This window comes from Bradyrhizobium sp. LHD-71, from assembly GCF_031157255.1.
Classification (GTDB): domain Bacteria; phylum Pseudomonadota; class Alphaproteobacteria; order Rhizobiales; family Xanthobacteraceae; genus P52-10.
In genome coordinates this window covers 170,504-197,363 of the sequence record NZ_JAVIFX010000008.1, presented here as the reverse complement: position 1 = coordinate 197,363, position 26,860 = coordinate 170,504, and the positions used below count along the sequence as shown (strand labels likewise).

Annotated in this window: 23 protein-coding genes; 5 read left to right on the top strand and 18 right to left on the bottom strand. The window is 64.6% G+C overall.

The genetic code is table 11. The annotated features are described in order from the left end of the window. Positions 1-106: 106 nt before the first annotated feature. On the top strand, positions 107-1,087 hold the full coding sequence (locus tag RCO31_RS11285; protein WP_308968419.1) for an MBL fold metallo-hydrolase: 981 nt from the start codon (positions 107-109) through the stop codon (positions 1,085-1,087). An 86-nt stretch (positions 1,088-1,173) separates the two neighbouring features. Here RCO31_RS11285 and RCO31_RS11280 read toward each other — a convergent pair whose 3' ends face one another. The 5 genes from RCO31_RS11280 to RCO31_RS11260 all read right to left on the bottom strand — a co-directional run bounded on the left by RCO31_RS11280 (position 1,174) and on the right by RCO31_RS11260 (position 8,112). Continuing rightward, positions 1,174-2,067, bottom strand: a complete 894-nt coding sequence (locus tag RCO31_RS11280; protein ID WP_308968418.1) for an alpha/beta hydrolase — start codon at positions 2,065-2,067, stop codon at positions 1,174-1,176. 284 nt (positions 2,068-2,351) lie between these two features. Next, positions 2,352-4,073: a gamma-glutamyltransferase family protein gene (locus RCO31_RS11275; RefSeq protein WP_308968417.1), complete on the bottom strand. Its 1,722-nt coding sequence runs from the start codon at positions 4,071-4,073 to the stop codon at positions 2,352-2,354. 170 nt (positions 4,074-4,243) lie between these two features. Continuing rightward, a complete protein-coding gene (locus tag RCO31_RS11270; protein WP_308968416.1) occupies positions 4,244-5,716 on the bottom strand; it encodes an MmgE/PrpD family protein in 1,473 nt (490 codons plus the stop codon). 7 nt (positions 5,717-5,723) lie between these two features. Then, positions 5,724-7,208 (bottom strand): FAD-dependent tricarballylate dehydrogenase TcuA, encoded by a 1,485-nt coding sequence (gene tcuA, locus RCO31_RS11265; RefSeq protein WP_308968415.1) that lies wholly within the window; start codon positions 7,206-7,208, stop codon positions 5,724-5,726. A 196-nt stretch (positions 7,209-7,404) separates the two neighbouring features. Beyond that, positions 7,405-8,112: a GntR family transcriptional regulator gene (locus RCO31_RS11260; protein WP_308968414.1), complete on the bottom strand. Its 708-nt coding sequence runs from the start codon at positions 8,110-8,112 to the stop codon at positions 7,405-7,407. A 132-nt stretch (positions 8,113-8,244) separates the two neighbouring features. On the opposite strand from RCO31_RS11260, the gene RCO31_RS11255 reads away from it, so the two are divergent. Further along, on the top strand, positions 8,245-9,651 hold the full coding sequence (locus RCO31_RS11255; RefSeq protein ID WP_308968413.1) for an MmgE/PrpD family protein: 1,407 nt from the start codon (positions 8,245-8,247) through the stop codon (positions 9,649-9,651). Between the two features lie 33 nt (positions 9,652-9,684). On the opposite strand, the gene RCO31_RS11250 is transcribed toward RCO31_RS11255, so the two are convergent. The 6 genes from RCO31_RS11250 to RCO31_RS11225 form a co-directional block, all read right to left on the bottom strand. After that, positions 9,685-11,082, bottom strand: coding sequence for an acyclic terpene utilization AtuA family protein (locus tag RCO31_RS11250; protein ID WP_308968412.1), 1,398 nt, complete (start codon positions 11,080-11,082; stop codon positions 9,685-9,687). Beyond that, positions 11,079-11,381, bottom strand: a complete 303-nt coding sequence (locus tag RCO31_RS11245) for a DUF4387 domain-containing protein (RefSeq protein WP_308968411.1) — start codon at positions 11,379-11,381, stop codon at positions 11,079-11,081. Before RCO31_RS11245 ends, RCO31_RS11250 begins: the two co-directional genes overlap by 4 nt. Positions 11,382-11,392: 11 nt before the next feature. Further along, complete coding sequence (locus RCO31_RS11240; RefSeq protein WP_308968410.1) at positions 11,393-11,515, bottom strand: hypothetical protein; 123 nt, start codon at positions 11,513-11,515, stop codon at positions 11,393-11,395. Beyond that, the gene (locus RCO31_RS11235) at positions 11,512-12,600 is read right to left on the bottom strand and encodes an ABC transporter ATP-binding protein (RefSeq protein ID WP_308968409.1); all 1,089 of its coding nucleotides are present in this window, start codon (positions 12,598-12,600) and stop codon (positions 11,512-11,514) included. Before RCO31_RS11235 ends, RCO31_RS11240 begins: the two co-directional genes overlap by 4 nt. A gap of 12 nt (positions 12,601-12,612) precedes the next feature. After that, complete coding sequence (locus RCO31_RS11230) at positions 12,613-14,340, bottom strand: iron ABC transporter permease (RefSeq protein WP_308968408.1); 1,728 nt, start codon at positions 14,338-14,340, stop codon at positions 12,613-12,615. A gap of 116 nt (positions 14,341-14,456) precedes the next feature. After that, complete coding sequence (locus RCO31_RS11225) at positions 14,457-15,506, bottom strand: extracellular solute-binding protein (protein ID WP_308968407.1); 1,050 nt, start codon at positions 15,504-15,506, stop codon at positions 14,457-14,459. Positions 15,507-15,665: 159 nt separating this feature from the next. Here RCO31_RS11225 and RCO31_RS11220 point away from each other — a divergent pair, with 159 nt between their 5' ends. Then, positions 15,666-16,556 carry an oxaloacetate decarboxylase gene (locus RCO31_RS11220; protein ID WP_308968406.1) on the top strand — a complete coding sequence of 297 codons (891 nt, stop codon included), beginning with the start codon at positions 15,666-15,668 and terminating at the stop codon, positions 16,554-16,556. Positions 16,557-16,564: 8 nt separating this feature from the next. On the opposite strand, the gene RCO31_RS11215 is transcribed toward RCO31_RS11220, so the two are convergent. After that, entirely contained in the window at positions 16,565-17,263 is a 699-nt protein-coding gene (locus tag RCO31_RS11215; protein WP_308968405.1) for a GntR family transcriptional regulator, read from the bottom strand. A gap of 350 nt (positions 17,264-17,613) precedes the next feature. Here RCO31_RS11215 and RCO31_RS11210 point away from each other — a divergent pair, with 350 nt between their 5' ends. Both RCO31_RS11210 and RCO31_RS11205 read left to right on the top strand, forming a co-directional pair. Further along, positions 17,614-18,798: a PrpF domain-containing protein gene (locus RCO31_RS11210; RefSeq protein WP_308968404.1), complete on the top strand. Its 1,185-nt coding sequence runs from the start codon at positions 17,614-17,616 to the stop codon at positions 18,796-18,798. Beyond that, on the top strand, positions 18,795-20,180 hold the full coding sequence (locus tag RCO31_RS11205; protein WP_308968403.1) for an MmgE/PrpD family protein: 1,386 nt from the start codon (positions 18,795-18,797) through the stop codon (positions 20,178-20,180). Before RCO31_RS11210 ends, RCO31_RS11205 begins: the two co-directional genes overlap by 4 nt. Here RCO31_RS11205 and RCO31_RS11200 read toward each other — a convergent pair whose 3' ends face one another. The 6 genes from RCO31_RS11200 to RCO31_RS11175 are packed head-to-tail and all read right to left on the bottom strand — an operon-like array spanning position 20,181 to position 26,859. Then, a complete protein-coding gene (locus tag RCO31_RS11200; protein WP_308968402.1) occupies positions 20,181-21,512 on the bottom strand; it encodes an FAD-binding oxidoreductase in 1,332 nt (443 codons plus the stop codon). 17 nt (positions 21,513-21,529) lie between these two features. After that, positions 21,530-22,396: an N-formylglutamate amidohydrolase gene (locus RCO31_RS11195; protein ID WP_308968401.1), complete on the bottom strand. Its 867-nt coding sequence runs from the start codon at positions 22,394-22,396 to the stop codon at positions 21,530-21,532. Continuing rightward, on the bottom strand, positions 22,393-23,088 hold the full coding sequence (locus RCO31_RS11190) for an SDR family NAD(P)-dependent oxidoreductase (RefSeq protein WP_308968400.1): 696 nt from the start codon (positions 23,086-23,088) through the stop codon (positions 22,393-22,395). The genes RCO31_RS11195 and RCO31_RS11190 overlap by 4 nt, the downstream gene beginning before the upstream one ends. After that, positions 23,085-24,068 carry an oligopeptide/dipeptide ABC transporter ATP-binding protein gene (locus tag RCO31_RS11185; protein ID WP_308968399.1) on the bottom strand — a complete coding sequence of 328 codons (984 nt, stop codon included), beginning with the start codon at positions 24,066-24,068 and terminating at the stop codon, positions 23,085-23,087. The genes RCO31_RS11190 and RCO31_RS11185 overlap by 4 nt, the downstream gene beginning before the upstream one ends. Further along, on the bottom strand, positions 24,065-25,906 hold the full coding sequence (locus RCO31_RS11180) for a dipeptide/oligopeptide/nickel ABC transporter permease/ATP-binding protein (RefSeq protein ID WP_308968398.1): 1,842 nt from the start codon (positions 25,904-25,906) through the stop codon (positions 24,065-24,067). The genes RCO31_RS11185 and RCO31_RS11180 overlap by 4 nt, the downstream gene beginning before the upstream one ends. After that, entirely contained in the window at positions 25,906-26,859 is a 954-nt protein-coding gene (locus RCO31_RS11175; protein WP_308968397.1) for an ABC transporter permease, read from the bottom strand. The genes RCO31_RS11180 and RCO31_RS11175 overlap by 1 nt, the downstream gene beginning before the upstream one ends. Between the last annotated feature and the right edge of the window lies 1 nt (position 26,860).

The following is a 26,860-nucleotide window of genomic DNA, read 5'->3' as shown; positions in this document are numbered from 1 at the left end:
GCCCCCTGTCGGCATCGATTCGTTCGTTGTCACGCATTCGCCTCGGTTGAAGCCCTACGATACGAGACTGGAAACCGTCACTGACGGGCCAACATGGGAGGCGACAATGAGGGATGCCAATTTGCTATCGCGCCGCCGTCTGTTGCAGGGGAGTTCGGCAATTCTTGCTGCGGGATTGGTGGGAGCTTCACCGGCGCTCGCCAAGGCTCCGATGAGCAATACCCAGGCGCCATACTTCTATCGCTTTAAAGTCGGCAACGCTGAAGCCACCGTCGTGTCGGACGGCCCGCTGCCGCTCGGCGATCCGACGCAGGCGTTTCTCGGACTAAGCAAGGAGGAAATCTCGCGTCAGCTCGACAGCAATTTCCTACCTCTGGAAAATGCCGTGCTTGAGCAGAACGCGCTGATCGTCAACACCGGCAGCCATCTCGTCCTGTTCGACACCGGGATGGGCACCGCGACGGACTTCGGGCCGACGACGGGCAAGCTGCTCAACAGCGTGAAACAGGCTGGTATCGATCCCAAAGATATCGATGCGGTGGTGATGAGCCATGCGCACATCGACCATCTCGGTGGTAACGTCGGCGACGACGGCAAGAGCAACTTCCCGAACGCACAATTCTACATTCAGCAATCCGATCTTGAGTTCTGGACCGACGAGAAGCTGGCCAGCGGCCCCCTCAAATCCTTCCTGGCGCAGGCGAAAAAGAACCTTCTTCCCGTGCGCGACCGCATCGTGTTCATCAAGGACGGTCAGGAGTTCCTGCCGGGCATCACCGCAATCGCCGCGCCCGGGCATACGGTCGGACACACGATCTTCAATATCTCCTCGGCCGGGAAATCGATCGCTTACATCGGCGATCTTACCCATCATCCCGTGCTGTTGATGGAGAAACCGTTGACCGAGTTCGCCTACGACACCGATCCCAAGCAATCAGCCCAGACGCGCGTGCGGCTGCTCAACACGCTGGCCGCAAACAAGACCCCGGTCGTCGCCTATCACTTCGCATGGCCTGGCGTGGGCCACATCGCAAAGCAAGGGGACGGCTTTCGCTACTTCCCCTCACCCATGCAGATGGCTTTGTAGAAGTATGCGCTCGCGCAGCTGCCACCCAAGTGTCGCAGCTGCGCGAGCGGCTTCCGAGGGGCCCGCGAGGCGATCGGGCGAGAGCCTCATCCCCTTAGCTTCTCGCAGATGAATGCACCGGCATTGACGAGAGCCTTACGTCCGGGCGCCAGATGCGCATTCCACAGCGGCCACGCATGGATCATGTGCGGCCAGATCTCGAGTGTGACCTCCACATCTGCCGCTCCCGTTGTCTCCGCAAGGCGCGTTGCGTCGGCGAGCAACGTTTCCGCCGAGCCGACCTGGATGAGGAGCGGCGGAAATCCTCTCAGGTCGGCATAAAGCGGTGAAACCCGCGGATCCGTGCGGCTGATCGTGCTCGGGAGATAGGCATCGACAAGCTCGCCAAGATAGGCCTTGTGAATGAGCGGATCGGCAGTGTCTTTGGTCTCGAGCGTCGAGCCTGACAGAGTGAGGTCGGTCCAGGGCGAGAGCAGCCAGGCGCAAGCGGGCAACGCGGCTTGCTCGCTCCGCAAACCATTGATGAGGCCCAGGGTAATGCCCCCGCCCGCGCTGTCGCCGGCGACAACGATGTTTTCTGCCGGAAACCCCTGCTCGCGCAGGAAACGCCATGCAGCCGCCGCATCTTCGAGTGCGGCCGGGAACGGATTTTCCGGCGCCAAGCGATAGCCGACAGCGAATGTGCGAATGCCTGCCGCCCGGCCGGCCTCCGTCACAAGGCGCCGGTGGCTGAGGATGGAGCCCGAACAATAGCCGCCGCCATGAAAGAACATCAGAACGCGCGACGCATCGCTTCCCGGCGCAATCGACCACTCGGCGCCGAATCCGTCGAGCTGTACGCCCTTCAACTCGATGTCGTCGGCGACAGGCCAGACCGATCCGACCTCGTCGAGTCGCTGTCGCCGCTCCTCCCATCCGACTGGCCGCGGTTTAGAAGTCAGCAGCTTACGAACGACGTCGATTTCGCTTTGATCGGCCATCCCGAGCTCCTTGCACAGAGGCAAGCCGCCGAGCCGGCGGCTGCCGCCAAATGATGGCAGTCGCAACAGCCTCGACGGTCACGCCATCATAGACTGCAGACATAGGATGCGGAATACGACGAGCCTCGATCGCGGCCTGCGGCTCACGCCGCCACCATCGCCCCGAACTGCCCGCAGCTTTGATCATTTTTGAATCGTTTCTGACTATCTTTTCACGGCTGTTAGCAGGACGGATGCTCTGCCGACCTGAGTCTCTCAGACAAAGCTCTGGAGAAAGGCTGTTCCTATAGGCCGAGCGCATAGGACGGCCGGCGTGGATCAGCTCCCCCCTTGAGGACGCCGTTTTCGAGGTCGGCGACGACGGTGCAGACGGCACCGGCCAGCCAGGTCCAGTCGGCCCACCATTCAATCCTGTGACCGAGGCTCGCGAGCGCCGCTCCGGTGGAGCGGTCGATCCGGCCTTCCAGCTTGAGCAGCCCGGGGTGGTACTCGTGCGGCTCAAAGGAGCCGGGATAGCTGTACGAAGCGGCGCGCGGCGCTTCGACGGCGTCCTGCACCTCCATCCCGAACACGTGGATGTTGAGGAATGCCTGAAGCATCGCCTGCGTTTGCACGTCGCCGCCGGGCGTACCGAACGGCATCTTCATCTTCCCCGGTTTGATCGCAATCGCGGGATTGGGCGTCAGCCGTGGACGCTTGCCGGGCGCCACGCTCGACGGATGATCCGGATCCGTCCAGCTTTGGCTGCCCCGCGGTGAAGGGATAATGCCCAGCTCCGGCACGACCGGTGCGTTGTACGAGCCATCGCTCGGCGTCGCCGCAAACACGTTGCCATGCCGATCGACGACCGAGACATGCGACGTGTCAAGCTCGGGCGCGGAAAAGGCGCGTTCGGGGATGAGCGCGGCGCCGCTTTGCGCGCGTTCAGCTGCCAGCTTGCGCGGATCTCCGGCCGGCGGAATCTCGGGCCACGCACGGTCAGGCCGGATCATGTTGCGTCGCCGCTCGGCGTACGCAGGCGACAACAGCGCTTCGATCGGCACATCGACCACACGCGGATCGCCGTAATAGGCTTCGCGATCCGCGAAGGCCAGCTTCACCGCCTCGGTGATGCGGTGCAGGTAACCAGGCGAATTGTGGCCAAGCGCACGCAGTTCGGCGGCATCGAGCAGGTTGAGAGCCTGCAGCAACGACGGCCCCTGGCACCAGGGACCGCAGGCATAAAGACGGATATCGCCGAACGTGGTCTCGACAGGCTCTTCGAAACCTGACCGGTAGTCCGCCAGATCCTCGGCCGAGAGAAAGCCGCCGTTCTCCTTCTGGAATTTGACGATCGCCTGCGCGATATCGCCGCGATAGAACGCCTCGCGAGCGGCGTCGAGGCCGGCGTTGCGCCCGCGGGCGCGCGCGGCACGCTCCTGGTCGGCCATATATTGAATGGTCGCCGCAAGCTCCTTCTGCACGAAAATCTCGCCGGACATCGGCGGGCGCCCCTTCGGCAGATAAAGCGCGACGTTGGATGGAAACATCCGATACTCTGCCTCGTGGTCGGTGATGACTTCCGACATGAGCGGGTAGACCGGAAATCCCTCGCGGGCGTAGTCGATCGCGGACTGCGCGACCTCTCCGAAGCTCATCGTGCCGAAGCGCTCGAGCGCAGCGATCCAGGCATCAGGCGCAGCTGGCACCACAGTGCGGAGAATCCCCTGCGGAATGGCACCGGCATAGTGCTTCTTGAAGAGGTCCTGAGGGATCGCCTTCGGCCACGGCCCCAGACCCGAGATCGTGAAGACGCGATCCTCGGCAGCGGAATAAATGATGATTGGCGCCACGCCCGCGAAGTTCACGTATTCCGGCTGCACGACGCTGAGCGCAATGCCGGTCGCAACTCCGGCGTCTATCGCGTTGCCGCCCGCCTCCAGAATTTTGAAGCCGGCTTCGGAGGCAAGGTAATGGCAGGCGGCCACCATGTGGCGCGTTCCCATGATCGTCGGGCGGTGGGCCATGTTGCAACGCTCCTTCGGCGAGAGTTCTGTTTTGGCAGGCCTCGACGGATCTTGCGCCAGGATCCGACATTGGCAAGCCCTAATCACGAATCGAGCGCGACCGCGCGACCACATTATCGCGCAAATGAAAGTTCGATTCGACGCTTCAAGTTAGTCGCCCGGAGGCCGGTCTAAGGGACCCAGGTCGTATCTGGCGCCTGCTCAGTCCCGACCGGTGCGAGCACGATCCGGCTCGGCGCCCGGGTGTGAAGCGGATTGACCTCGAGCAATTTCGTCACCTGCGCCACATCACTTGCCTCTTCCAGCGTCTCCAGGCACTCGAAGAGCGGAGCGACCTGCTCGCGCGGAAGCACACGTCCGGCACAATCCGAGAACTTGTCCCAGAGTTCCTGTGAGGACATCGGATACTCCCCGCCCCGCCCCGTCAGATTCTCGATGCGGCGCCGGACGGTGCGACCATCCTTCAGTTCGACGATGACTTCCGAGCCCCATTGTTGCTCGGCATCATCGCGCATCTCGGGATGCGGCTTCGCTTCGGTGATTTTCAGCAAGCGCGTGATCACCGGATCGAAATGTGCCTCTCCCTCGAAATCCTTCAGCCGGACTGCCCCATCCTTCAACGCGCGTGCGCAGACATATTGCACGCTGAACTTGGCCTCGAGCGAACTCTGTGGCTGCGGCGTGTCGGTATGCCTCAGACGCCTGCCGTGCGGCAGCAGCGTGATGTGTGCGACATCGTCCGGGCGCAGTCCATGCTCACGCCGCAACTCCTGCATCATGAAGATTGCTGAATGTGTGCTGCCACAGCAGGGATATTGCTTGAGACCAATCGAGGCGGCGGCGATTTCAAGCGGCTCGGCCCAGTTCTCGAAGATCTTCTCGACATCGTAGGTGCCTTTACCGTTGAAGACGTCGAGGAAGCCCTGCCTGTGCTCCATCGCATTGAGCGAGGCATCGAAGCCGCGCTCGGCCAGGAGCGCCGCCAGCAGGCCATTGCGGCCGCACTGGCCGATATGCAGCGGCTTGGTCATGGTACCAAAATTTGCCTTCAGCCCGCTCGCCAGCGAAGCCGCGATCGATAGCGCCATCGCCGTGCGTTGCGGATCGAGCTTCATCAGATGCGCGGCGGCCGCGACGGCTCCGAAAATGCCGAGCGTCGCCGTCGGATGCCAGCCCTTGTCGTAATGATGGAAGTTGACTGCCCGCGCGATCCGGATTTCGGTCTCGACGCCGACGACATAGGCCGTGATCAGCGCCCTCCCTGTCGCTCCACGCTCGTCGGCCAGCGCGAAGAGCAGCGGCACGAGCGGCACCGACTGGTGCCCACCCAGTTCGCCGCTGAAATCGTCGAAGTCGAGCGCGTGCGCCGCAGTGCCGTTCACCAATGTCGCATCTAGCGCACTGGTGCGCCGGGCCGTGCCCATAATCAACGCCTTGCCCGGAGCGTCGGCGACGCCCGGCGTCTCCTTGAGGATGCGCGTGCACGGCTCCCCGGCACCGGCGAGCGTAACGCCGATCGTATCGAGGATGCAGGTGCGCGCCTGCTCCAGCGCCTTGGGCGTCACCTGCTCGGTCGTGAAGCTTGCGATCAGCCCGCCGAGGCGGGTTACGATGGCTTCCGGCTTGGCTGCGGCTGCGCTCATGGCATCCTCACATCGTTGCGGCGCTGCGACCGGCGATACGCCCGAAGGTGGCGCCGGAGACCAGACCGGTCCCGGCCGGGTAGTTGTCATAGAAGAGGCCGCCAACCATCTCGCCGCAGCAGAACAGGCCCTTGATCGGGCGCCAGTCGGTGCCGACGACCTGCGCGTTCTCGTTCACCTTGAGACCACCGAAGGTGAACGTGATGCCGCCCGTCGCGCTATAGGCGACATAGGGCGGCTTATCGAGCTTCACCGCCCAGTTGCTCTTGGGCAATGCGAGACCCCGGGTGGCGACGCCGTCCTTCTTCGTCGGATCGTAGCGCTCGTCGGCTTCGTTCGCGGCAGTGTTGTACTCGGTGAGCGTGCGAAGCGCCTGCGCCTTGTCCTCGATGTCGAGCTGGTCGATCAGACCTTCCAACGTGTCGGACGTGATCGGTGAGCTTGTCTGGTAGCGCGGCTCGAGCAGGTGGATGACTTTCTGGTCGAAGATCTGCCAGGCCTTCGCGCCAGGCTCGGCCAGGATCGCGCGGCCGAACTTCGCATACGTGAAGAGCGCACCATCCTCGCCCTCGTCGACGAAGCGAAGGCCCTTGCGGTTCAACATCACGCTGTGCACGTAGCTCAGCCGGTTGCTGCGGTCGGTCATCTCGCGCGGCGCGAAATCGCCCCAGTCCGCGCTGATCGGCGTGGCGTGGCAGCCGCTCCACTGGCCCCAAGGCATGGCGCCGATCGCCATCGCCATACGCAGGCCGTCGCCCTGGTTGTGCGGCGTACCGCGCACCTTCGCGGCACCGACGAGCGGCCCGATATGCTGCGTACGCATCTGGACATTGGCTTCAAAGCCGCCGCAGCCCAACACCACCGATTTGGCGCAGTAGGTCTTGATGCCATCATCGTCGCGCACCTTGACGCCGCAGATCCGGCCGGTGGAGTCGGTCAGGAGCTCGATGGCCGCACTGCCGTAGCGGATGTCGATGCCCAGGCTTTCGGCGGTCCGAAACCAGCTGCCTGACAGGCCGACGCCCTCATGCGCCGCGCGGATCACGAGCCCACGCGCCCAGACCATCATGTTGCCTTTGCGCACGGCAGAGAGCGTGACGGCCGGCTCCATCTTGACGCGGCCGGTCTGGTTCATCCAGAAGACCGTGTCCTTCGAATTGTCGACCAGCACGCGCGACAACACCGGATCGGTGCGGCCGTTGGTGACGCGCATCAGGTCGCCGTGATAGTCGGCGCGCGTATAGGGCTGGATGCCCTCATAAAAATTTTCGAACTGGTCCTCGGCATCGGGCACGAGCGGACCGATCTCACGCGGATCGTCGAAGGCGAAGCGCAGCACGCCGCCGCTCCAGTGCGTATTGCCGCCGCGCATTTTGCGAGGAGCTTTCTCGAGGACGACAACACGTTTGGCGCCATTTTCCATGGCCGACACGGACGCGGCCAAGGCGGCGTTTCCCGCACCGACGACGATCACGTCGAAATCTTCCTGCATCTTCAGCTCCCTAACGCCCGCAGGCCAGCGCCCCCGTCTGACTGGCAGGAGCTTGTTCGGGAGTATGCATTCTGCTGAGTACGTTTGTATACATAAAAATGCAGAGCAGATCGCCGCTCGGCGGCGTCTCACGATGTCGCTGCAGGAATGGTCGCCTCGAAATCCGCCGCGGCTCAAGCTTCACGGCGCCAGCATCTCAAAGCGCGGGTTGCGAGTTGCCGGACGCCTCCAGCTCCTCCAGCCGCTTCACAATGTGAAGTCGCGAGTTTCGGATATGAGCGCGCATTGCGGTTTCGGAGAGATCAGGATCCCGGCTGCGCAAGGCCTCGAGGATCATCCTGTGCTCCTCATAAGCGGCCTTGGCGCGTCCGCCGAATGTGCTCGACCTGTATCGGTAGATGCGGAGAAGGTCATACATGTCGGCGCATAGCATCTGGATCAACCGCTCATTGCGGCTGGCCGTGACGATCTTGAAATGAAAGTCGAAGTCGCGCGTCTGCTGGTAATAGCCAGTGCCGGTCTGAACGTCCTGCAACTGCCCGTGCTCGGCGAGCAACTGATCAAGTTCGGCCAGCTCCGCCGGATTCATCATTTCGGCCGCGAGCCGACAGGCCATCCCTTCCAGGGCTTCGCGAACGAGCATCAGGTCGGTCAAGTCGCGCCAGGATAGCTTCGTCACATGCACGCCGATATTGGCCGTGCGCTGCAGGAGCTGCCGGCCTTCCAGGCGTCTTATCGCCTCTCGCAACGGGCCCCGGCTCACGCCGAAGGATATCGCCAGCCTCTGCTCGCTGAGCCGGCTTCCGGGCGCCAGCTCGCCGCTGATAATCGCGGCCTCCAGACGTTCGGTGACGGTGTCGACCAGCGATTTGGCTTTGACGCGACTGTTGAGAAGCTCGCTCATTGTGCCCATGCATCTAGCATACCGAAGAACCCGTCCTAAACGGGCACGTCAACTGTTGACAGTCCTACAATAGCGCTCCCTAATCGATCTGAGAAGCCGCCCAGAGGCGCGGCACTGACTCGGGGAGGTATCATGAGAGCCGCGCCAATCGCCCTATGGGATTCCGCCTTGAAGCCGGCCACCGCCTTGGCAGACATGGCTGCGGGCTTGCGTCTCGAAGCAGTCCCAGAAGCGGCGCGGCATCGCGGCAAGCTCTCCATTCTCGATGCACTCGGCGTCGGCCTCGCCTCGAACGCCTTCGTCTACGCCGACCGCGCGCTCGCGGGCATTAGCGCGCTGGCGGGCGAAGCTGGGTCGTGCAGCGTCATCGGACGCAAAGAACGCCTGCCGGTTCGCGACGCCGCTCTTGCCAACGGCATCCTCATCCACGGCCTCGACTTCGACGACACTCACCTTACCAGCATCGTTCATCCGACCGCCGCGTGTCTGCCCTGCGCCCTATCGCTCGGCGAGGCGCTGAACGTCGACGGCCCCAGCTTCCTCACCGCCTACATGGCGGGAATGGAGACCGCGGTGCGAGTCGGCGCCGCCGTCAAAGGCGGCTTCCATCACGTCGGCTTCCACGCCACCGGCATCGTCGCCCATTTCAGTTCGGCGGTGATCGCCGCCAAGCTGCTCGGTCTGAGCACGCGGCAGATCGTCGAGGCGCAGGGCATCGCCGCCAGCACGGCCTCGGGCGTGCAGGTCTTCCTCGAGGACGGCGCCTGGACCAAGCGCTTCCATCCCGGCTGGGGAGCCGTCGCCGGCATTACGGCAGCGCGACTGGCGGGCGCAGATTTCACCGGGCCGAGCCGACCCTATGAAGGCAAGTTCGGCCTGTTCGACACGCATCTGCAGGATAAGGCCGGTCACGCCGATCTCGACATCATGGTGACCGACCTCGGCACGCGCTGGCACTTCGCGGATACGGCGCTTAAGCCCTATCCGGTCTGCCATTTCATCCATGGCTGCGCCGATGCCGCGATCGAACTCAGCCGTTCGGTCGACTGGCGCGACATCGCCGCAGTCGAGGCTTTTCTGCCGAAGGATACGATGCCGATCGTCGCCGAGCCCGCGGCCGCGAAGGAACGCCCGACCACCGACTACGAAGCGAAATTCAGCGCGCAGTTCGTCGTCGCGACCTGCCTGATCAAGGGCCGCTTCAACCTGCCCGAGTTGCAGGAGGAAGCGCTGCGTGACCCGCAGGTCCGAGAACTCGCTACCCGCGTGGCATGCTCGATCGACAGTGCATCAGCGTTCCCACAATTCTTCTCCGGCGGCGTGAAGCTCACGCTCAAGGACGGGCGGGAGCTCTTCCGGCACATCCGCGTCAATAGCGGCGCCGGCGAGCGGGCGCTGGATACGGAGAGCGTCGCTGCGAAATTCATGGCCTCAGCCTCGCTCGCTGTCGACGGGACCAAAGCGGCTGCGGTGCAGGAGATCGTGCTGGACATCGAAAATCGCACGGTGGCCGAGCTTACTGCCGCTTTGCGAATTTAAGGCTGCCGCTTTCGCGGCCAACAGCCATCCGGATCAGCCGAACGTCTCCACCTCGACGGGAAAGAGGCTCGCCATATCGTCCACCTCCATCAAGTGGAAGACATTGAAGCGATAGGCCGGGCCGACCATCACTTCCGGCGGTGTGAAGGGGAAGGCGAGGTTGCCGGCCGTCGAAAGCCTGCCCTCATAGCCGTGATGCAGGAGGTACTGCTTCGTCGTGCGGATGACTTCCTCGGCGCGCTCGGGCGTCGGCGCGAGGCACTCGCCCAGTACGAAGGCCTCGCGCGGCATCTGCCCCGGCGCGCCGGCCCAGGCGCGGACGCCGTCGACACCGTAAAGGCGGAAGCCGAGGCGGTAATCCTCAGGCGAATCCTCGCACACCAGATTGCGGACGACCGTCGTGACCGCCGCGAAGATCTCTTCGTACCGGGCGATGAACCGCGGATCTGCGACCCCTGCGAGCAGCAGCGCGCGATGACCGAGGAACGAAGCTCCCTCGAGCTTCAGCGTCAGCCCGGATGCCGGTTCGAAGCGCGCGCCTTCGACGCGGGTGCGTCGCGAGTCGAGCGCTCGATAAGTCACGTCGCGCAGGTCGACGCGTCCCGCCGGCTCGCGGATTTCGAACGGGTCGGCCTGTTCGTAGAGGCTGTGTGCGGCGACCGAGGCCGGTGTCGCCGCGCGGCTCGGCGCCATGCTTTCGAGCTCGAACCCGTCATCGTCGAGAATGCCGAGGATAGTGTCGCGACCGCCGGGGCTGCAGCAGAGCGAGGCGCATTCGACGATCTTGGCCATGTGCATGGCGATGCCCGGCGGAAAGCCGAGCATGGCGGGGATGCTGGCGAAAATGCCGGTATCGCAGGCCCGCCCCAGCGCGACCACATCGACATCGGCTTCCAGCGCCCGCCTGAAGGCCTCGAGGCCGAGTTGACCGACGAGGTTGCTGGTCGCATCGACATCCGCCTCGGTCAGCGGCGGCATCGTATCCATCGGTCGAACACGCCCGGCCCGCAGTGCTTGCTTGACCACGCCTGGCGATACGTCGGCTGCGACTACGCCCATGCGGAAACGCAAGCCGTCTTCCGCTGCAATCTCCCGGATTATCGCCAGGGTCTGGTCGAGATGCGGCCTGGCCCCTGCCGAACCAGCCGAGCCGACAATGAGCGGGATATCGAGGCGCCGCGCCGCGTTCAGCACCTTGCGCAGATCGCGCTTCGCTCCACCGCGGGTCGGCGCCAGCTTGCCGCTGCCAAGATAGTTCGGGCCGATGTCGATCGAGCCCATGTCGACGCCGATCATATCGGGGGCACGGCCGAGCCCGGCTTCGAAAGCCGGTGTCGGAATGCCATAGCCGAGCTGGCCCGAGGCGCCAAGCGAGCGCAGTGGCCGCCGCCGCCGAGCGAAATCATCGAGAAGTCGCGCGATCGCCGTCATAGATCCATGTCCAGCAGCGGCGCGTGCTGCTGCGCGCCATAGACGTCGCGATCGCCGACATCACCTGAGACGATATCGCGCGGCAGCGTGATCTTCACCGCAAGCGCCGGCGCGTAGGCCAGCACCGCGACCTCGTTTTCGCTACGGCCATAGGCCAACGCCACCTTCTGTCGCAGCGTGGCGATGCGTGCACCGACATAGGCGAAGGTGGCCTCATCGGGAAGCATAAGATCGAACGTCAGCAGGCATGGTCCGGCATTCTTGCTGCGGATCACCTGCGCCATCGTATCCAGTCGCAAGCAAGCCTCCCTCAGGCGAGACGTCGCGAAAGCAACAGATCGACCGCCCGACCCGCCTCGGACAGGCCGGCATTGACGAACAACGCAGCGGCGAACTCTTCGAACTCGTCGGTTGCAATCCAACTGCTGGTCATACGCGATCCTCGTCGCCAAGCGCCACGAGCCGGCAGAACTCCGGCGCGAAGCGCAGCGTCACCTCGGCGCCGACGTCGAAATCGGACCGCGAATGCACCTTGAGCTTTGCCCCCGAGGCCTCGACAAGATATTCCGTATAGGCGCCGAGATAGTGGCTCTCGACCACATGGCCGCACAGGATATTATCGCTCTCGTCTGCTTTGCCGCGCGCTGCTCCGTGGCAGATGTCGATGCTCTCCGGGCGCAGCATGGCCTGATAGCGCGTTGCCGGCGGCGCGCCGGCATCGTCGAGGCGCAGCCGAACTCCTGCCGCCGTCGACCAACCCGAGCCGTTCATGCGCGTGACGTCGATGAAGCTGGCGCGACCGACGAAATCGGCGACGAAGCGGTTTGCCGGACGGCGATAGAGCTCTTTCGGCGTGCCGGCTTGCGTGATCCGACCGCCATCCATGACGATGACCCGGTCGGACATGGACAAGGCCTCCTCCTGGTCATGCGTCACGTAGACGGTCGCAACATCGAGCTCGCGCTGCAGCCGCTTGATTTCGGTCCGGGTGCCCTCGCGCAGCTTGGCGTCGAGATTGGACAGGGGCTCGTCGAAGAGCAGCACGCGCGGGCGCCCGACGATCGCGCGCGCCAGCGCAACACGCTGCTGCTGCCCGCCGGACAGTTGCGAGGGATGTCGGTCGCGCAGATGTCGCATGCCGACGATCTCCAGCGCTTCGTCGACCTGTCGCTCAACCTCCTGCGCCGCGACCTTTCGGATCGCGAGCGGGAAGCCGACGTTGCCGGCGACTGTCATGTGCGGCCAGATCGCATAGGACTGGAACACCATGCCGATCTGACGTTCATGCGCCGAGACGACCACGTCCTGCTCCGGTGCCGAGACTATCCTGTCGCCGATGCGAATGACTCCACCATTGGCGTCCTCCAGTCCGGCGATGCAGCGCAAGGTCGTCGTCTTTCCGCAGCCGGACGGCCCGAGCAGCGACATGAATTCGCCCTTGGCGACGTTGAAGGAAATGCCATGAACGACGGTGAGCGGACCGTAGCGCTTGGTGAGGTTCTCGATGCTGATGCTCATTGCAGACCTTCCTCAGCCGCGCCCGGCGGTCGAGACCATGCGCGTGATCAACGCCATGGCGACAAAAATGATCAGTGTGGCGACGACCGCGAGCGCACTCGCCAGTCCCCAATTCGCCTGCTCGAAGAACGACCAGATTGAGATCGAGATCACCGAGGTGTTGACCGAGTAGATCAGGATCGCCGAGGAGATCTCGCGAAAGAACGCCATGAAAAGCAGGAAATAGGCGCCCTGCAGCGACGGCGAGACCAGCGGCAGCAGGATCTTTCCAACGCCCTGCAGACGGGTCGCGCCATTGACCCAAGCCGCCTCTTCCAGGCTTTTGTCGATCTGCACCATCTGCCCGCCAATCGTTTCAGTGGCATAGGGCAGGAAACGCGTCACGAAGGCGATGATCATCAAAGTCAGCGTGCCGTAGAGTGGCAGCGGCAGATAGGCATAGGCCCAGAGCAAGCCGAGGCCGAGCACCACACCGGGCACACCGAAGGGCAGGCTGACCAGGAAATCCAGCGCGCGATAGCCGGGCGGGCGTAACCGCAAGGTGAAATAGCAGCAGAGCAACCCGAGCAGCACGCCCACCGCCGCGCCGACGCCCGACACGATCAGCGTATTGGTGAAACTGCCGACGGTCGAGCCACTCTCCCAGATGAAGACGTAGTTTCGAAGCGTATACATGCCGTCGAACGGGTTCACGGTGAACCACTTCAGCACAGAGGTGTAGAGCAGGATCACCATCGGCATGATGAGCCCGAGGAAGACGAAGCCGAAGCACAGGAGGTTCGCCGCCCAGCGCCAGTGGCCGAGCGGAATCTGCTTGATGCGCCCGGCCTTGCCGGTGACGGTGGTCAGCCGACCGGCGGTGGTGACGCGCCGCTGTGCCCAGATCGCCGCGCCGGTGATCAGGCTGAGTGCGACGCCGATCGCCGCCGCCAGCCCGTAATCGGTCGGCGAGAACCGGACCAGCAGATAGAGCTGCGTCGCCAGCATCGTCACCTGCCCCGGAATGCCGAGCAGCGCAGGAATCGCGAATTGCTCGATTGTCATGACGAAGGTCAGGATGAAGCTCGAAATCAGCGAATAGCCGAGCAGCGGCAACGTCACCCGCAGCAGTACTTCGTACGGCTTGGCACCAGCGGCATTCGCCGCCTCCTCGTAGATCGGGTCCATGCCGATAATCGGACCGCGCATTGTCAGGTAGACGAAAGGGACCTGGTGCAGGACCATGACGAAAACGATGCCCGCCGCGGTGTAGATGTCGGCGCGCAACCAGGGCATGCCGAGCATGTCGTCGACCACGGTATTGTAAATGCCTCCTGGCGCACCGACGATGATCCACGCCATGGCGAGGATGAAGGACGGGAAATAGAATGTGAGTCCGATCAGCGGCATCACGATCCGCCCGTAGCGGAAATCCGTTCGATGCAGGATGAGCGCTATCGCCGTGCCGATGATAATCGAGAGCACCGAGGTGAAGAGGCCGATCACCAACGTTGTGCTCATCGACGACAGGACGCCGCTCGAGGCGAGGCCCGCATAGTTGCGCAGGGTCCAGTCGCCGGGCAGGCCCGGCGCACTCGTGCGGAAGCTGCCATAGACGAGTGCGATCACCGGAATAGCCACCATCGCGGCGACAAGCACGAAGGTGACCCAGTAGACGCCCATCAGGACGCCGCGGGAGCTGCTCCGCCGGTTGGTGTCGGAGACCGGCAACCCATGAACAGTGGAGGCATCTACGGACATGATCGGCTCGCGGGACCGTCTTGTTTGCTGGAGCATTTTTTCGGATGCGCATCTGCGTGCGCTTCGCTTGAAACGATCGCTGCGCGAAACTGCCGTTCCGCGCAGCGATCACGCGCTCAGCGGATACCGAAAGTCGAACGCCACTTGTCCACGATGACTGTCTGGCGCGCCGGCGTCAGGATCTTCTCGCCGTCGACGACATTACTAAGGTCGGCCGTCGCGGGCAGCTTGCTCAGCGGCGGCGCGCCCTTCCGGGTCACCGACAGGCCGCAGTAATTCTGCAAATGCACCTGGCCTTCCGCGGTCATCAGCCAGTTCAAAAAAACCTTGGCCGCGTTCGGGTTCGGCGCCTTGGCCGCGACGAAGGCCTTGTTGGCCGAGAGCGTGGTGCCGGACTTCGGATAGACGAAGCCGATCGGCGCTCCATCCTCCAGCATCGGGTTGAGCGGCAGGTCGGTCAGTTCAGCGACACGCACGTCGCCGCGTACGACCGCCTGGATGATGCCACCCGACCCCTCGAAGAAGCGAACTTCGTTCGCCTTCAGGCGCTCGGGCGCGTCCTTGATGCCGATGTCCTCCCAGAAGGCGCAGATCTGCTGAATCGAGACCGAGCGCCAGGGCGGGTTCATGCCGACGCGGCCCTTCCACTTCGGGTCGAGCAAATCGATCCATTCCTTCGGCGCATCAGCCGGCCTGACCTGGCTCTTGTTCCAGATGATGCATTCGCGCGCATGCTGGATCGTGAACAGCATGTTGTTGTTGTTGTACTCCGGCGCGAAGTTGCCGATCTCCGGTGGAGTCCATTGCGCCATCCAGCCCTGCTTCAACCCTTCGTCGATGCGTTCGTCCGGAAAGGTGACGAGCACATCGCAGAGATTGCGGCCGGCGCTGAACTCGGTCTGGAAGCGTTCAATCAGCGGATTGCTGCCGAGTCTAATCTGCTCGGTGCGGATTCCGGGGACAGCATCGCGGAAACGCTGGAGCAGCGGCTCGATGCCGTTCGGTTGCCAGTTGTTGTAGACAACGACCTTCCCCTCCTTGCGTGCCGCCTCGAGATCGAGGCCTGCGGCTTGAGCCCGACGCGCACCAACGAGTCCGAGCGCCGCGCCGCCGACCAGGACGCTGCGACGGGTCAGGCCAAAGGCCGGATCATGCTTTTCAGCCATCACATTCACTCCCTGTTGCATCTCTGATCCGGATGCTTCGTCCGCAGATTGGCCTGCGAAATTGTCGACTGTCAACAGTTGACGCTAGCCACTGCTGACGAGCATAGTCCCGAGCGACAAGGTTTTGTCCCGCCCCCCGCAGCACGGAGCAGGTCCACCATGCTCAACACCTTCGAAACGTCTCAGCAGAGCAGCCGCCAGCGCCTGCGCGATCTCATAAACCGACGAGAGGTCTTTCTTCTGCCGGGCGCAGCCAATGCCTTGATGGCGCGCATTATCGAGGACCTCGGCTTCGAGGCCGTCTATCTGACGGGCGCGGGCTTCACGAACATGCAGCTCGGTATGCCGGATCTCGGCCTGCTTTCGGCGACCGAACTGGCTGAGGCTGCCGCCCGCATCAGCGACGTCACCAGGATCCCGCTGGTAGTCGACATCGACACCGGCTTTGGCAATGCGCTCAATGTCTCCCGCACCGTCCAACTGCTCGAACGGGCCGGCGCCGCCGCGCTGCAAATCGAGGATCAGGTCTTTCCGAAGAAGTGCGGGCATTTCACCGGCAAGGGCGTTGTCCCGCTGCCGGAAATGCTGGCCAAGATCCACGCCGCGCTTGACGCGCGCCGCGATCCCGACACGATCATCATTGCAAGAACCGATGCACGGGCGGTCGAAGGCTTCGAGCGGGCGATCGAACGCGCCCATGCCATGACCGAGGCCGGAGCGGACGTGATCTTTGTCGAGGCACCCGAGTCTGTCGAGGAGATGCGGGCGATCGGGAAGCTGCCCGCTCCCCAACTCGTCAATGTCGTGATGGGCGGCAGGACGCCGATGCTGCCACTCGAAGAACTCGGCACGATGGGATTTTCGATCGCGCTTTACGCGAACGCTGCGCTCCAGGCCATGATGAAGTCGGCCCAGGACGTGCTGGGCATACTCAAGCAGAACGGTTCGCTTGATGGCGCCGAAGACCGGCTGGCCAGCTTCGCCGAGCGCCAACGTATTGTCGGCAAGCCTCGGTTCGACGAACTCGAAGCCCGGTACAAAGGAGCCTAAAATCCGTCTCATGTGTCGTCCGGCCCGGCATTTCGGCGGCGTTCGCGCTCAAGGATGGCCCGACGCACGTCGAGGGCATCAATGATATGAGCGCGCATGAGACGGTCGGCCGACACATCGTCGCGCTTGGTGATCGCCTTGACGATGGCAGCGTGCTCCTTACGAGCGATGGCGGCGCGCCCGCCGGCCGCGAGTGTGGTTGGGCCGAGCAGTGCGATCGCGTCGTGGAGCGCATGCAGGCTCTTTTCAAGGTAGCGATTATGCGCCGCCACGTGGATCGCCTCGTGAAGCTCGCGGTTATGCCGATAGAGCGTCAGCGGGTCGCTTCCCAGCAACGTCTCTTCATCAAGCAGTTTCTGCAGCAGTGCGAGGTCGCGCGGTCGGGCATGCCGGGCCGCCATCGCCGCCGCCGTACCCTCGACGGCTGCCCGCATCTCGTAGAGCTCCTCGACAGCATCCAGATCGAGCACCGAGACCACGAGGCCTGCCCGAGGCCGCGCGTCGAGCAAGCCCTCAAGCTCCAGCCGTGAGAGCGCCTGGCGCGTCGGCGTTCGGCTGATGCCGAGGCGTTGCGCCAGTTCGATCTCACGCATGCGGCGCCCCGGTGGGAAGCGCCCCTCGACGATTTCCCGCCGCAAAGCCGCGTAGGCGTAGTCCGCAGCCGAAGCAAATTTGTCTCGGTCCGGCAGCACGGTTTCGTCGCTCATTTTCATCTCCTCGAACCGGCCGCCAGTGAATTCTGCGGAACAACCGGACGTCGCGACCGGCATCGAGCCCGCATCGCGGCGATAATTGAAACAGAACCGCCCTCCTACCATTTCGGTCACCCGAAGGGGCCGCACGCCGTTCACGCATCCAGCGGACGTTTCCCACCGCAACGGCCGCTTGAAACTCCACAGGCTGGCTTGCGCAGCGTGTCAAGCCGCGCCTTTGTTTCCACCCTGCACTGACCGCATGCGCGGCCAGCATTTGCGCGTCGACAACTCGTTAGCATTCTTGTACGTAGATGTATACAGAAGTATCCCGTAAAGGACGAGCCGATATAGAGGACGAGCCGATGCCCCAAAGCCGGTTGAAAGCGACTTTCATGCGCGGTGGCACTTCGAAGGCTGTCGTCTTCAACCGCGCCGACCTGCCCTCCGATCCGGCGCTCTGGGATCCGATCTTCCTCGCGGTGATGGGTTCTCCCGACGCAAACGGACGCCAGCTCAACGGCATGGGCGGAGGACTCTCCTCGGTGTCGAAGATCTGTGTCGTCGGGCCTGCAACGCGCCCCGACGCTGATGTCGACTACACGTTCGCGCAGGTTTCGGTGAAGGAGGCCTCGGTCGACTACAGCGGCAATTGTGGAAATATGTCCTCGGCCATGGGGCAATTCGCCGTCGAGCAAGGGCTGGTGCGCGCGCCGGCGAACGGCGAGGCCATCGTCCGCATCCACAATACCAACACCGGAAAGATCATCGTCGCTCGCTTCGCTGTGAGCGGCGGCGAATCGCAAACCGAGGGTGACTTCGCGATTGACGGCGTCGCCGGGAGCGGAGCGCCGGTGAGGCTCGAATTCGTCGATCCCGGCGGCACCAAGACGGGCCGCCTGCTGCCGACCGGCCGCGGCCGCGATATCCTCGAGATTCCGGGGCTCGGCCCGATCGAGGCCTCGCTGGTCGATGCGGCGAATCCGTGCGTCTTCGTGGCAGCCAGCGCGCTCGGCAAGCAGGGCGGCGAATTGCCGGATGCCCTCGAGCAGGATCCGCTTTTCCTGGAACGGATGGAGTCGATCCGCCGCGCCGCTTCCGTCGCGATGGGCATCGCGCCAGATCTTGCCGCCGCCGGCCGTATTCCCAGCGTGCCGAAAGTGGCGATGATCGCGGCGCCGGTCAGCACGCCGACACTATCCGGCCGGATGATCGAAGCCGCTGACATGTCACTCGCCATCCGCATGATCTCGATCGGTCAACCGCATCGGGCAGTGCCGATAACTGGCGCAACCTGCCTCGCGATCGCCGTGCGCATTGTTGGCTCGCTGCCCCACGCCCTGGCGCGGCCCGGCGACGGACCAATCGCGGTGGCGCATCCTTCCGGAATCACCATCGTCGATGCTGCCGTCGAAAACGCCGACGATCCTGCGCGCGTGCGAGCGATCCACGGCGCGGTCTACCGCACAGCGCGCAAGCTGTTCGAGGGCCAGGTCTTCTACCAACCGCCGCGCATGGCGCAGGCGAACCGGCCGGCGGCCGCGGAATGAGCCTGACGAGCGCTTTCGCCGAACATCTCTCGATGCTGGCCGTCAGGGGACTCGACGACGCTGCTCGTCAGAGTGCGATCTCGCTCGTCCTCGATGGTCTCGCCGTTGCAGCGCTCGGCGCGTCAGAGAAGAGTCCCTCGATACTGGCCGATTCTGCCCCAGTCCCGGACAGCGGCGCATCGGCCAGCTTGATCGGCAGAAGCAGACGCGCTGCACCGGCCGATGCAGCGCGCATCAACGGCGCCGCGATGCACGTGCTCGATTTCGAGCCGATGTGGAATCCGGCCAACCATTCGCTCTCGACCACGCTGCCCGCCGCGCTCGCTCTCGCCGAGACGTCCCCGATAGCTCACGACGCTCCGCTCGGCGAACGTATTCTGTCAGCCTTGGCCATCGGCATCGAGGCACAGGAGCGGCTGCGCCTGTCGTCGCGGCAGTTCGAACCGGGGACTCTGGTCTTCCATCCGCCCGGAGCTGTCGGCCCGCTCGGCAGCGCCGTCGCCTGCGGCCTGCTGATGCAGCTCGACATCGCGCAATTCGGGCACGCCATTGCCATCGCAGCGTCGCGGGCTGGGGGCGTCCAGGCCAATATCGGCAGCATGACCAAGGCGCTGCACTGCGGCCAGGCTGCTGCATCCGGACTGGAAAGCGCTGTACTTGCCGCTCGCGGCTTCACGGCGGACGCGGATGCGCTCGGTGATCCGCGCGGCTATGGCAAGGCCTTTTTCGGCGACGGCTTTACTCCGGAGGAACTGATCAAGGACCACGGCGCGCTGCAGATCGTGCATCCCGGCCCGGCCTATAAGCTCTATCCAAGCCAGTACGGCACGCATTTCGTCATCAGGGCGGCATTGGCGGCCCGAGCCGCGATGCCGGGCAATCAAACGATCGAACGCGTGGTGATCCACAGTCCGCCGATGGCCTATGTCGATCGTCCCAACCCCGCCACCGGACTCGCCGGAAAGTTCAGCTTCCAGTACACCGCCGCGATCGCGTTGCTCGACGGGGATGTCACCGTCGCCAGTTTCACCGACGCGCGCCGCTTCGCGCCTGATGTCGTCGACCTGTTGCCGCGCATCAACATCGTGCCCGACATGCAGCGCCAGGGTCGCTTCGACGCGATGACGCTGGCTATCGATGTGGAATGGCGTGGTGGCCGAACGCGCGGCACATGCGACGGACCGCCTGGAATCTGGGGCCGGCCAGTCTCGGCCGAGCAGCTCCAAGCCAAGGCGAGCGATTGCCTATCGACCGCGTTGGGCGCCGATGCCGCGGCAGAAATCATTGCGCTCGTCGGCAGATTCCCGAGCTTGGACTGTGCCGGCCTCGCGCGCCTGATGACGTGCCTCGCCCAGCCTGTGCGCGGAGCGAAGGCCGCGTAACTACATTGGCCCTGGCGGACCGAGATCGGTCCCATCCACCAAGCGCGAATAGCGAAAGGGATGCGGGTCAACGAGCGGCGTTGCGCCGGTGACGAGATCGGCCGCCAGCCGGCCAGCCGCCGGCCCGATGCCGAAACCATGGCCGCTGAAGCCTGTGGCGATAAAAAACCCCCGCAGCGCTTCGACCGGCGAGATCACGGGGATCGCGTCAGGTGTGGAATCGATCCAGCCGCCCCAGACCTCCGCAGCCTTGATTCCAGCAAGTGCGGGGTAGGCGCGCACGAGACCTCGCAACCCATCCTCGACCACGCCCATGTCAGGCTCGGGATCGAGCACGCGCATCTTCTCGAACGGTGAGACGCCGTCCAATGACCAGCTTCCGAACGCCTCCGGTCCCTGGAAGAACGAACGGCCGACGCGGAAGGTCAGGCCGGCCGAGCGACGCTTTACCAGCATCGGCCAGAACTGGCGCGCGTATCGCAATCCCTGCGGGGTAAGCTCCAACTGACCGCGACCGCGGACCGCAATCGTATAGCCATCATCAAGGCGACGGCGAATAACGGCGCCCGGCATGGACAAGCCTCCCTCCGTGACCGCGGTTGCAGGCGTCGTGTAGAACGCCGTCGAGCGCACGCCCGCCTGCGGCAGCTTGATGCCGTGCCGACGGCAGAACATGGACGTCCACGCGCCGCCCGCACAAAGCACCGCCTGAGTGCGGATGCGACCTTTCTCGGTCACCACGGCGGAGACGGCGCCGCCGGTCGTTTCCAGGCCGCGCGCCGCACATTGCTGATGGACGGTGGCGCCAGCGCGCCGTGCGGCCGCAGCGAGCGCGGGCGCGGCCTTCGCAGGCTCGGCGCGGCCATCGCTCGGCGAATGCACGCCGCCGATCCAACGCTCGGTTGCACCAGGCGTCATCGCCTGCGCCTCCTCGGCCGTCAGCATGCGGCTGTGAACCTGATGCTTTCGCGCCATGTTCACCCAGGCTTCCCAATCGGCAAGCTCGGCAGGCTTCTGGGTGACATAGAGCAGGCCCTGACGGCGAAAGCCGAGATCGGCGCCGATCTCCTCGCCAAGCTTGCCCCACATCTCGAGGCTGTGGCGGACCAGCGGCAGCTCCCGCTCGTCGCGGTTCTGCTGACGGCACCAGCCCCAGTTGCGGCTGGATTGTTCGCAGCCGATATGGCCTTTCTCCACCAGCGCGACGGAGTGACCGCGTTGCGTCAGCGCATAGGCGGCGGCCACGCCGATGATACCGCCGCCGATGACAACGACGTCGGCGGCGGCAGGCAGGTTGGAATCGCTGGCGATGCGATCGACAGGCGGCGACATGCTCCCATTCCTTTCAACTAGTTCGGCACATTGGTGCGCGTGCATGCAAACGCGACAACTCGTTCTGCCAGTGCAGCGAGATGCGCCTGCACCTTCGGGAAACGCCCGTTCCGGGCGCGTGTCGCATCGTCCATGTAAAGGCTGCGATTCATCTCGATCTGGAGGCTGTGAATGCCTCTGCTCGGATCGCCGTGCTTGCGCACAGATTCGGCGCCGACAAAATGGCGATTGCGCGTGACCTTGTAGCCGAAGCTGCTCAACGTCTCCGCGACAAGGTCGGTCATCTCGGCGCCGCAGGTCGTACCGTTGCGATCGCCGAGATCGAAATCGGATCGATGCTGCCCGGCGTCCGGTCCGCTGGTAATGAGCGACGTCATGCTGTGGCAGCTCAGGTGAACGGCGACGCCGCGCGTTTCACGAAACGTCCTCAACAAGCGCGAGACCTCGTTGTGATAGGGCCAGTAATAGCGGTCGAGCCGACTTCGAACCGCCTCCACGGTAAGCTTCGCATCATAGATCGGCTTGCTGCCGGCACAGATCGAGGGGATCAGGCCAATTCCCGCTTTCGATTTTGGCGACGGCTGCAGTGGCTGCGGCCAGGCCCCATCCAGGCTGTCGGGATCGATATCGAGTTCGTGTCGGTTGGCGTCGATATAGGCGTTGGGGAAGAAGGCATAAAGCCAAGTCGCGCCGGCATCGACCACGTCCGCGTAAGCCGCCTCGACGTGAGTCGAAACTGACCGCTGCAGATCCGTCAGCGAGGCAATGCTGCGGAAGTCCGGCGGATAGTCGCTGCCGCTGCGCGGAATCTCGAACAGCACCGGCGCCGGATTGGCGGGGTCACGGCGTGCAAAAACGCCAGGAAGAACGTCCATCTGGGTCATAAAGTGTCCTCGTGCCGCCAGTTCACCAAAAGTTCTGCAACGCTCGCCGTGTTCGGCAGATGCAGCACCGCCTCGATCAGCACCGCGACGTCCTCGGGCCGCGACATCTTCTCCCGCGGAACGTGCTGGACATGCATCGTCATGTCGGTGTCGACGAAGCCGGGACAGACAGCGGTGGCGCGAATGCCATGCTCCCACCCAAGCCGTCGTACCTCCTGCGTCAGTGCCATGACCGCAAATTTGCTCATCGCGTAGCCGAGATTCTCGTTGCGCACGCGCTTGCCGGAGAGCGAGGCGACGTTGACCACGCGGCCCTCGCCGGCGGCCATCAGATAGGGCCATGCCGCGCGAATGACTCGCATCGGCCCCTTGGCGTTCACGCTCCACATGTCGTCAAACGGCGTTTCGTCCGCATCCAGCAACCGGGCCTTGGGATTGATGCCGGCTGCATTCACGAGCGCGTCGACGCGATTGTACCTGGCGATTGTCGCCGCCACCCATTCTTCGGCGCTGCCGCTAAGGCCGGCATCGTAGGCGCAAGCTGTGAGCGCAGGATGTCGCGGCAGGCGTGACACATCGCGGACGCCCGCGCTGACCTGGTAGCCCGCGTCAAGCAGGCGCTGCAGCACGGCGCGCCCGATACCGCGCGTGGCGCCGGAGATCATGGCCACGCGCCCCTTCCCTTTCATCATGTTGCGATTTCCTCTGCGCGAAGACAGGCGATACGCCGGTCTCCTGTACCTTTCAGCGTTTGCAGGGTCGGCACGGTTTCGGCGCAGTCCGGCTGCGCCATCGGACAGCGCGTGCGGAAGACGCATCCGGTCGGTGGCGAGGCGATGCTTGGCACTTCGCCCATCAGCGGTACCGGCGCTGCGCGATGACGCAGCGATGGCGTGGCCGCCAGCAGCGCGCGCGTATAAGGATGGACCGGTGCAGCAAAGATTTCGCTCGCCGGTCCCTCCTCCATGACGCGCCCCAGATACATGACCACCAGACGGTCGCAGAGGTGCCGCACTACATGAAGGTCATGGCTGATGAAGAGCAGAGCCAGACCGAGGTCCGCCCGCAGGTCGGCCAGGAGGTTCACCACCTGCGCCTGGATCGAGACATCCAATGCCGAGACCGGTTCATCCGCCACGATGAACTCCGGGGCCGTCGCCAGCGCGCGCGCCACCGCGATGCGCTGCCGCTGCCCGCCGGAGAACTCATGCGGCAGCCGCCCCGCATCAGCGGGATTGAGACCCACCTGCCGCAGCAGCAATGCAACACGCTCCGCGACCTCGACGCCGGCCGCGAGGCGGTGGATGACGATACCGTCGCCGATCTGTGCACCGACAGTTCGCCGCGGATCGAGGCTGCCATAAGGATCCTGGAACACCATCTGCATCCGCCGCCGCAGCGTGCGCAGATGCGCCTGCGTTTGCTGAGCGAGATCCTCACCGTCGAACAACACCTGGCCTTCGGTCGGCGCCAGCAGCCCCAGCATCACGCGGCCGAGCGTGCTCTTGCCGCAGCCGGATTCGCCCACGACGCCGACGGTCTCTGCGCGCTGCACCTCGACATCCACGCCGCGCAACGCCATCACCGGCACGCTGCGCCCAAGGAACCGGCCGCGCCGATAGAAGGCTCGCGTCACGCCCACGGCGCGCGCCAGGGGTTGCGCCGCCCTCATACAAGCTCCTTCCAGCGCACGCAGCGGGAGCGCCGCACCAATGACACCTCAACCAGCGCCGGCGCCACTTCGCGGCAGATCTCGATCGCCCGCTCACAACGCGGCGCGAAGCGGCAGCCCGCCGGCATGTCCAAAGGCTGCGGTACGGTGCCGCGAATGGCGGCAAGCCGCTCCGCACCGCCTTCCGGCACGCTCGCCAGCAGTGCCGCCGTGTAAGGATGTCGGGGCGCGGCGAAGACGTCCGCAACCGGCCCTTCCTCCACGACCTCGCCCGCATACATCACCACCACCCGGTCGGCGATATCAGACACCACTGCGAGATTGTGCGTCACGAAGACCATTCCCATTCCGCCTTCCGCGCGCTTCAAATCCGTCAGCAGCGACAGGATCTGCGCCTGCACGGTGACGTCCAGCGCGGTGGTCGGCTCGTCCGCCAGCAACAGACGCGGATGGTTTGCGATTGCCGCCGCAATCATCGCACGTTGGCGCTGGCCGCCCGACACCTCGTGCGGATAGGCTTGCGCCTGCCGCTCCGGATCCGGCAGCCCGACCTGGCGCAGCAGCGGGACGACGCTTTCGCTGCTTTTGGCGCCATGAGCTCGCAGGCTCTCGGCGACCTGATCGCCAATGCGAAGCAGCGGGTTCAGGCTGCTCGACGGGTCCTGAAAAACCATGGCGAGGTCGCGTCCCCGCAACGCGCGCATCTGCGCCTCGGGCAGACGAAGCAGGTCACGTACGTGTCCGTCGCGTCCGGTGAAAAGGATTCGACCCGCCACGGGCACGACCGCGGCCGGCAGCAGCCCCATCACCGCGAGCACCGTCAGCGTCTTGCCCGAGCCGCTCTCGCCAACCACTGCAACGGTTTCCCCGCGCCCCACGCTGAAGCCCGCGTCGCGCACCAGCGTCACCGAACCGTGACGCCCCTTAACCTGCAGCGTCAGCCCTTCCACGCGCAGCAATGGCACAGATTCCACCGGCGCCGGCGGCAGCGCCGCCAGCTTTCGCAGAAAACCGGGGCTGCCCGTGGAGCGCCCGCGAGGATCGAGCACATCGCGCAGCCGATCACATAAAAGGTTCAGCACCAGCACCGCGCCGGCCAAGGCAAGGCACGGCCAAAGCAGCAGCAGCGGCGCCTGCTCCATCGTCGTCCGTGCGCCGCGGATCATCAGTCCCCAGGAAGGCGACGGCGGCACGACACCGAGACCAAGGAAGGACAACCCGCTTTCGAGCACCATCGCCGACGCGACCGTCAGCGAGAACTGCACGATCAGCGGTGGCGCGATGTTCGGCAGCAACGTCCGGGCCAGAATGCGTCGCGTCGGCGCCCCCAGCGCCTGCTGCGCCGTCACATAGTCCAACGCGCGCACCGACAACGTCTCCGCATAGGCGACGCGTGCGAAGCCCGGCGTGAACAGGATGGCCAGCGAAAAGATGAGCGTCCCTGTCCCCGGCCCCATCAGCGTCACGACCAGCAGCGCCAGAAGCAGTGGCGGGAAACAGAGCACGATCTCCGCTGCCCGCACCGTCAGCAGCTCGATCACGCCTCGAAAATATCCGCCGAGAATTCCGAGCGCCGTGCCGAGTGTTGCGGCCAACGCCGTCGCTGTGAAGGCCACCGCCAGCGACACACGCGCTCCCCACAAAATGCGCGACAGCACGTCCCGCCCGTACTCATCCTGTCCAAGCAAATGCGCCGCTGAGGGCCCGGCGAGGCGCCGGGCCACGTCCTGTCGTACCGGATCGGCCAGCGGCAACATCGGTGCGGCCAGCGCGAGCAGCAGGATCGCTGCCGCGAGCAGCCCTGGCACCGCCAGCGAGCGGAGGCGCAATCCGTTCATCACGCGTGCCTGACGCGCGGATCGATGACCGCGTAAAGTAAGTCGACGACGAAATTCAGAAGCACGAACAGTGTCGAGATGACGAGCACGATGCCCATCACCTCCGGATAGTCCCGAGCCTCGACGGCGCGGACGAGATAGCCCGACAGCCCGGGCCAATTGAACACGAACTCCACCAGCACCGTGCCGCCGAGCAGTGTACCGAGATGCAACGCTACCACCGTGACAACTGGCGTTAACGCGTTGCGCACCACGTGCCGGCGGATGATTCCGGCAGCCGACAGTCCCCGCGCCTGCGCCGCCCGCACATGATCGCGCTCCAGCACTTCGAGCACCGACGACCGCATCACGCGGAACACGACTGCGCCCAGTCCCACCGCAATGGTGCCTGCCGGCATCAGCAGCAGTACGATGTGCCGTCCCGGATCACGCGCGAAGGGCACGTAGCCGCCCGCGGACACAAGCTTCAACTCCTGCGCCAGCACCAGCACCGCGAGCGTACCGACCACGAAGACCGGTATTGAGAGAGCCAGCGCGGCAGCTCCGGACAACAGACGATCGAGCAGCCCGCCTGCTTGAAGCGCCGCCGCAACTCCGAGCGGCATGCCGAAAGCCAGCGAGATCAGCGCTGCCGCGATGATGAGCTCCAGCGTGCGCGGCAAGCGCAGCGCAATCTCGTCGGCGATCGGGTGTTCGTCCAGCAGCGACAGACCGAAATCGCCGCGCAGCAGCGCGCCCATGTAGCTGGCGTACTGTTCCCAGAGCGGCAGGTTCAATCCCAGCCGGTGCCGCAGTTCGTCCACCGCCGCAGGATCAGGCGCGATGCCGCCCTGAGACAGCAGCAACTCGGCCGGATCGCCGGGGATCAGGTGGATCACCAGGAAGACCAGCGACGCCACCACCCAGACAAGGCCGGCCGAGAGCAAAAGACGGCGCGCAGCATAGGCCAGCATC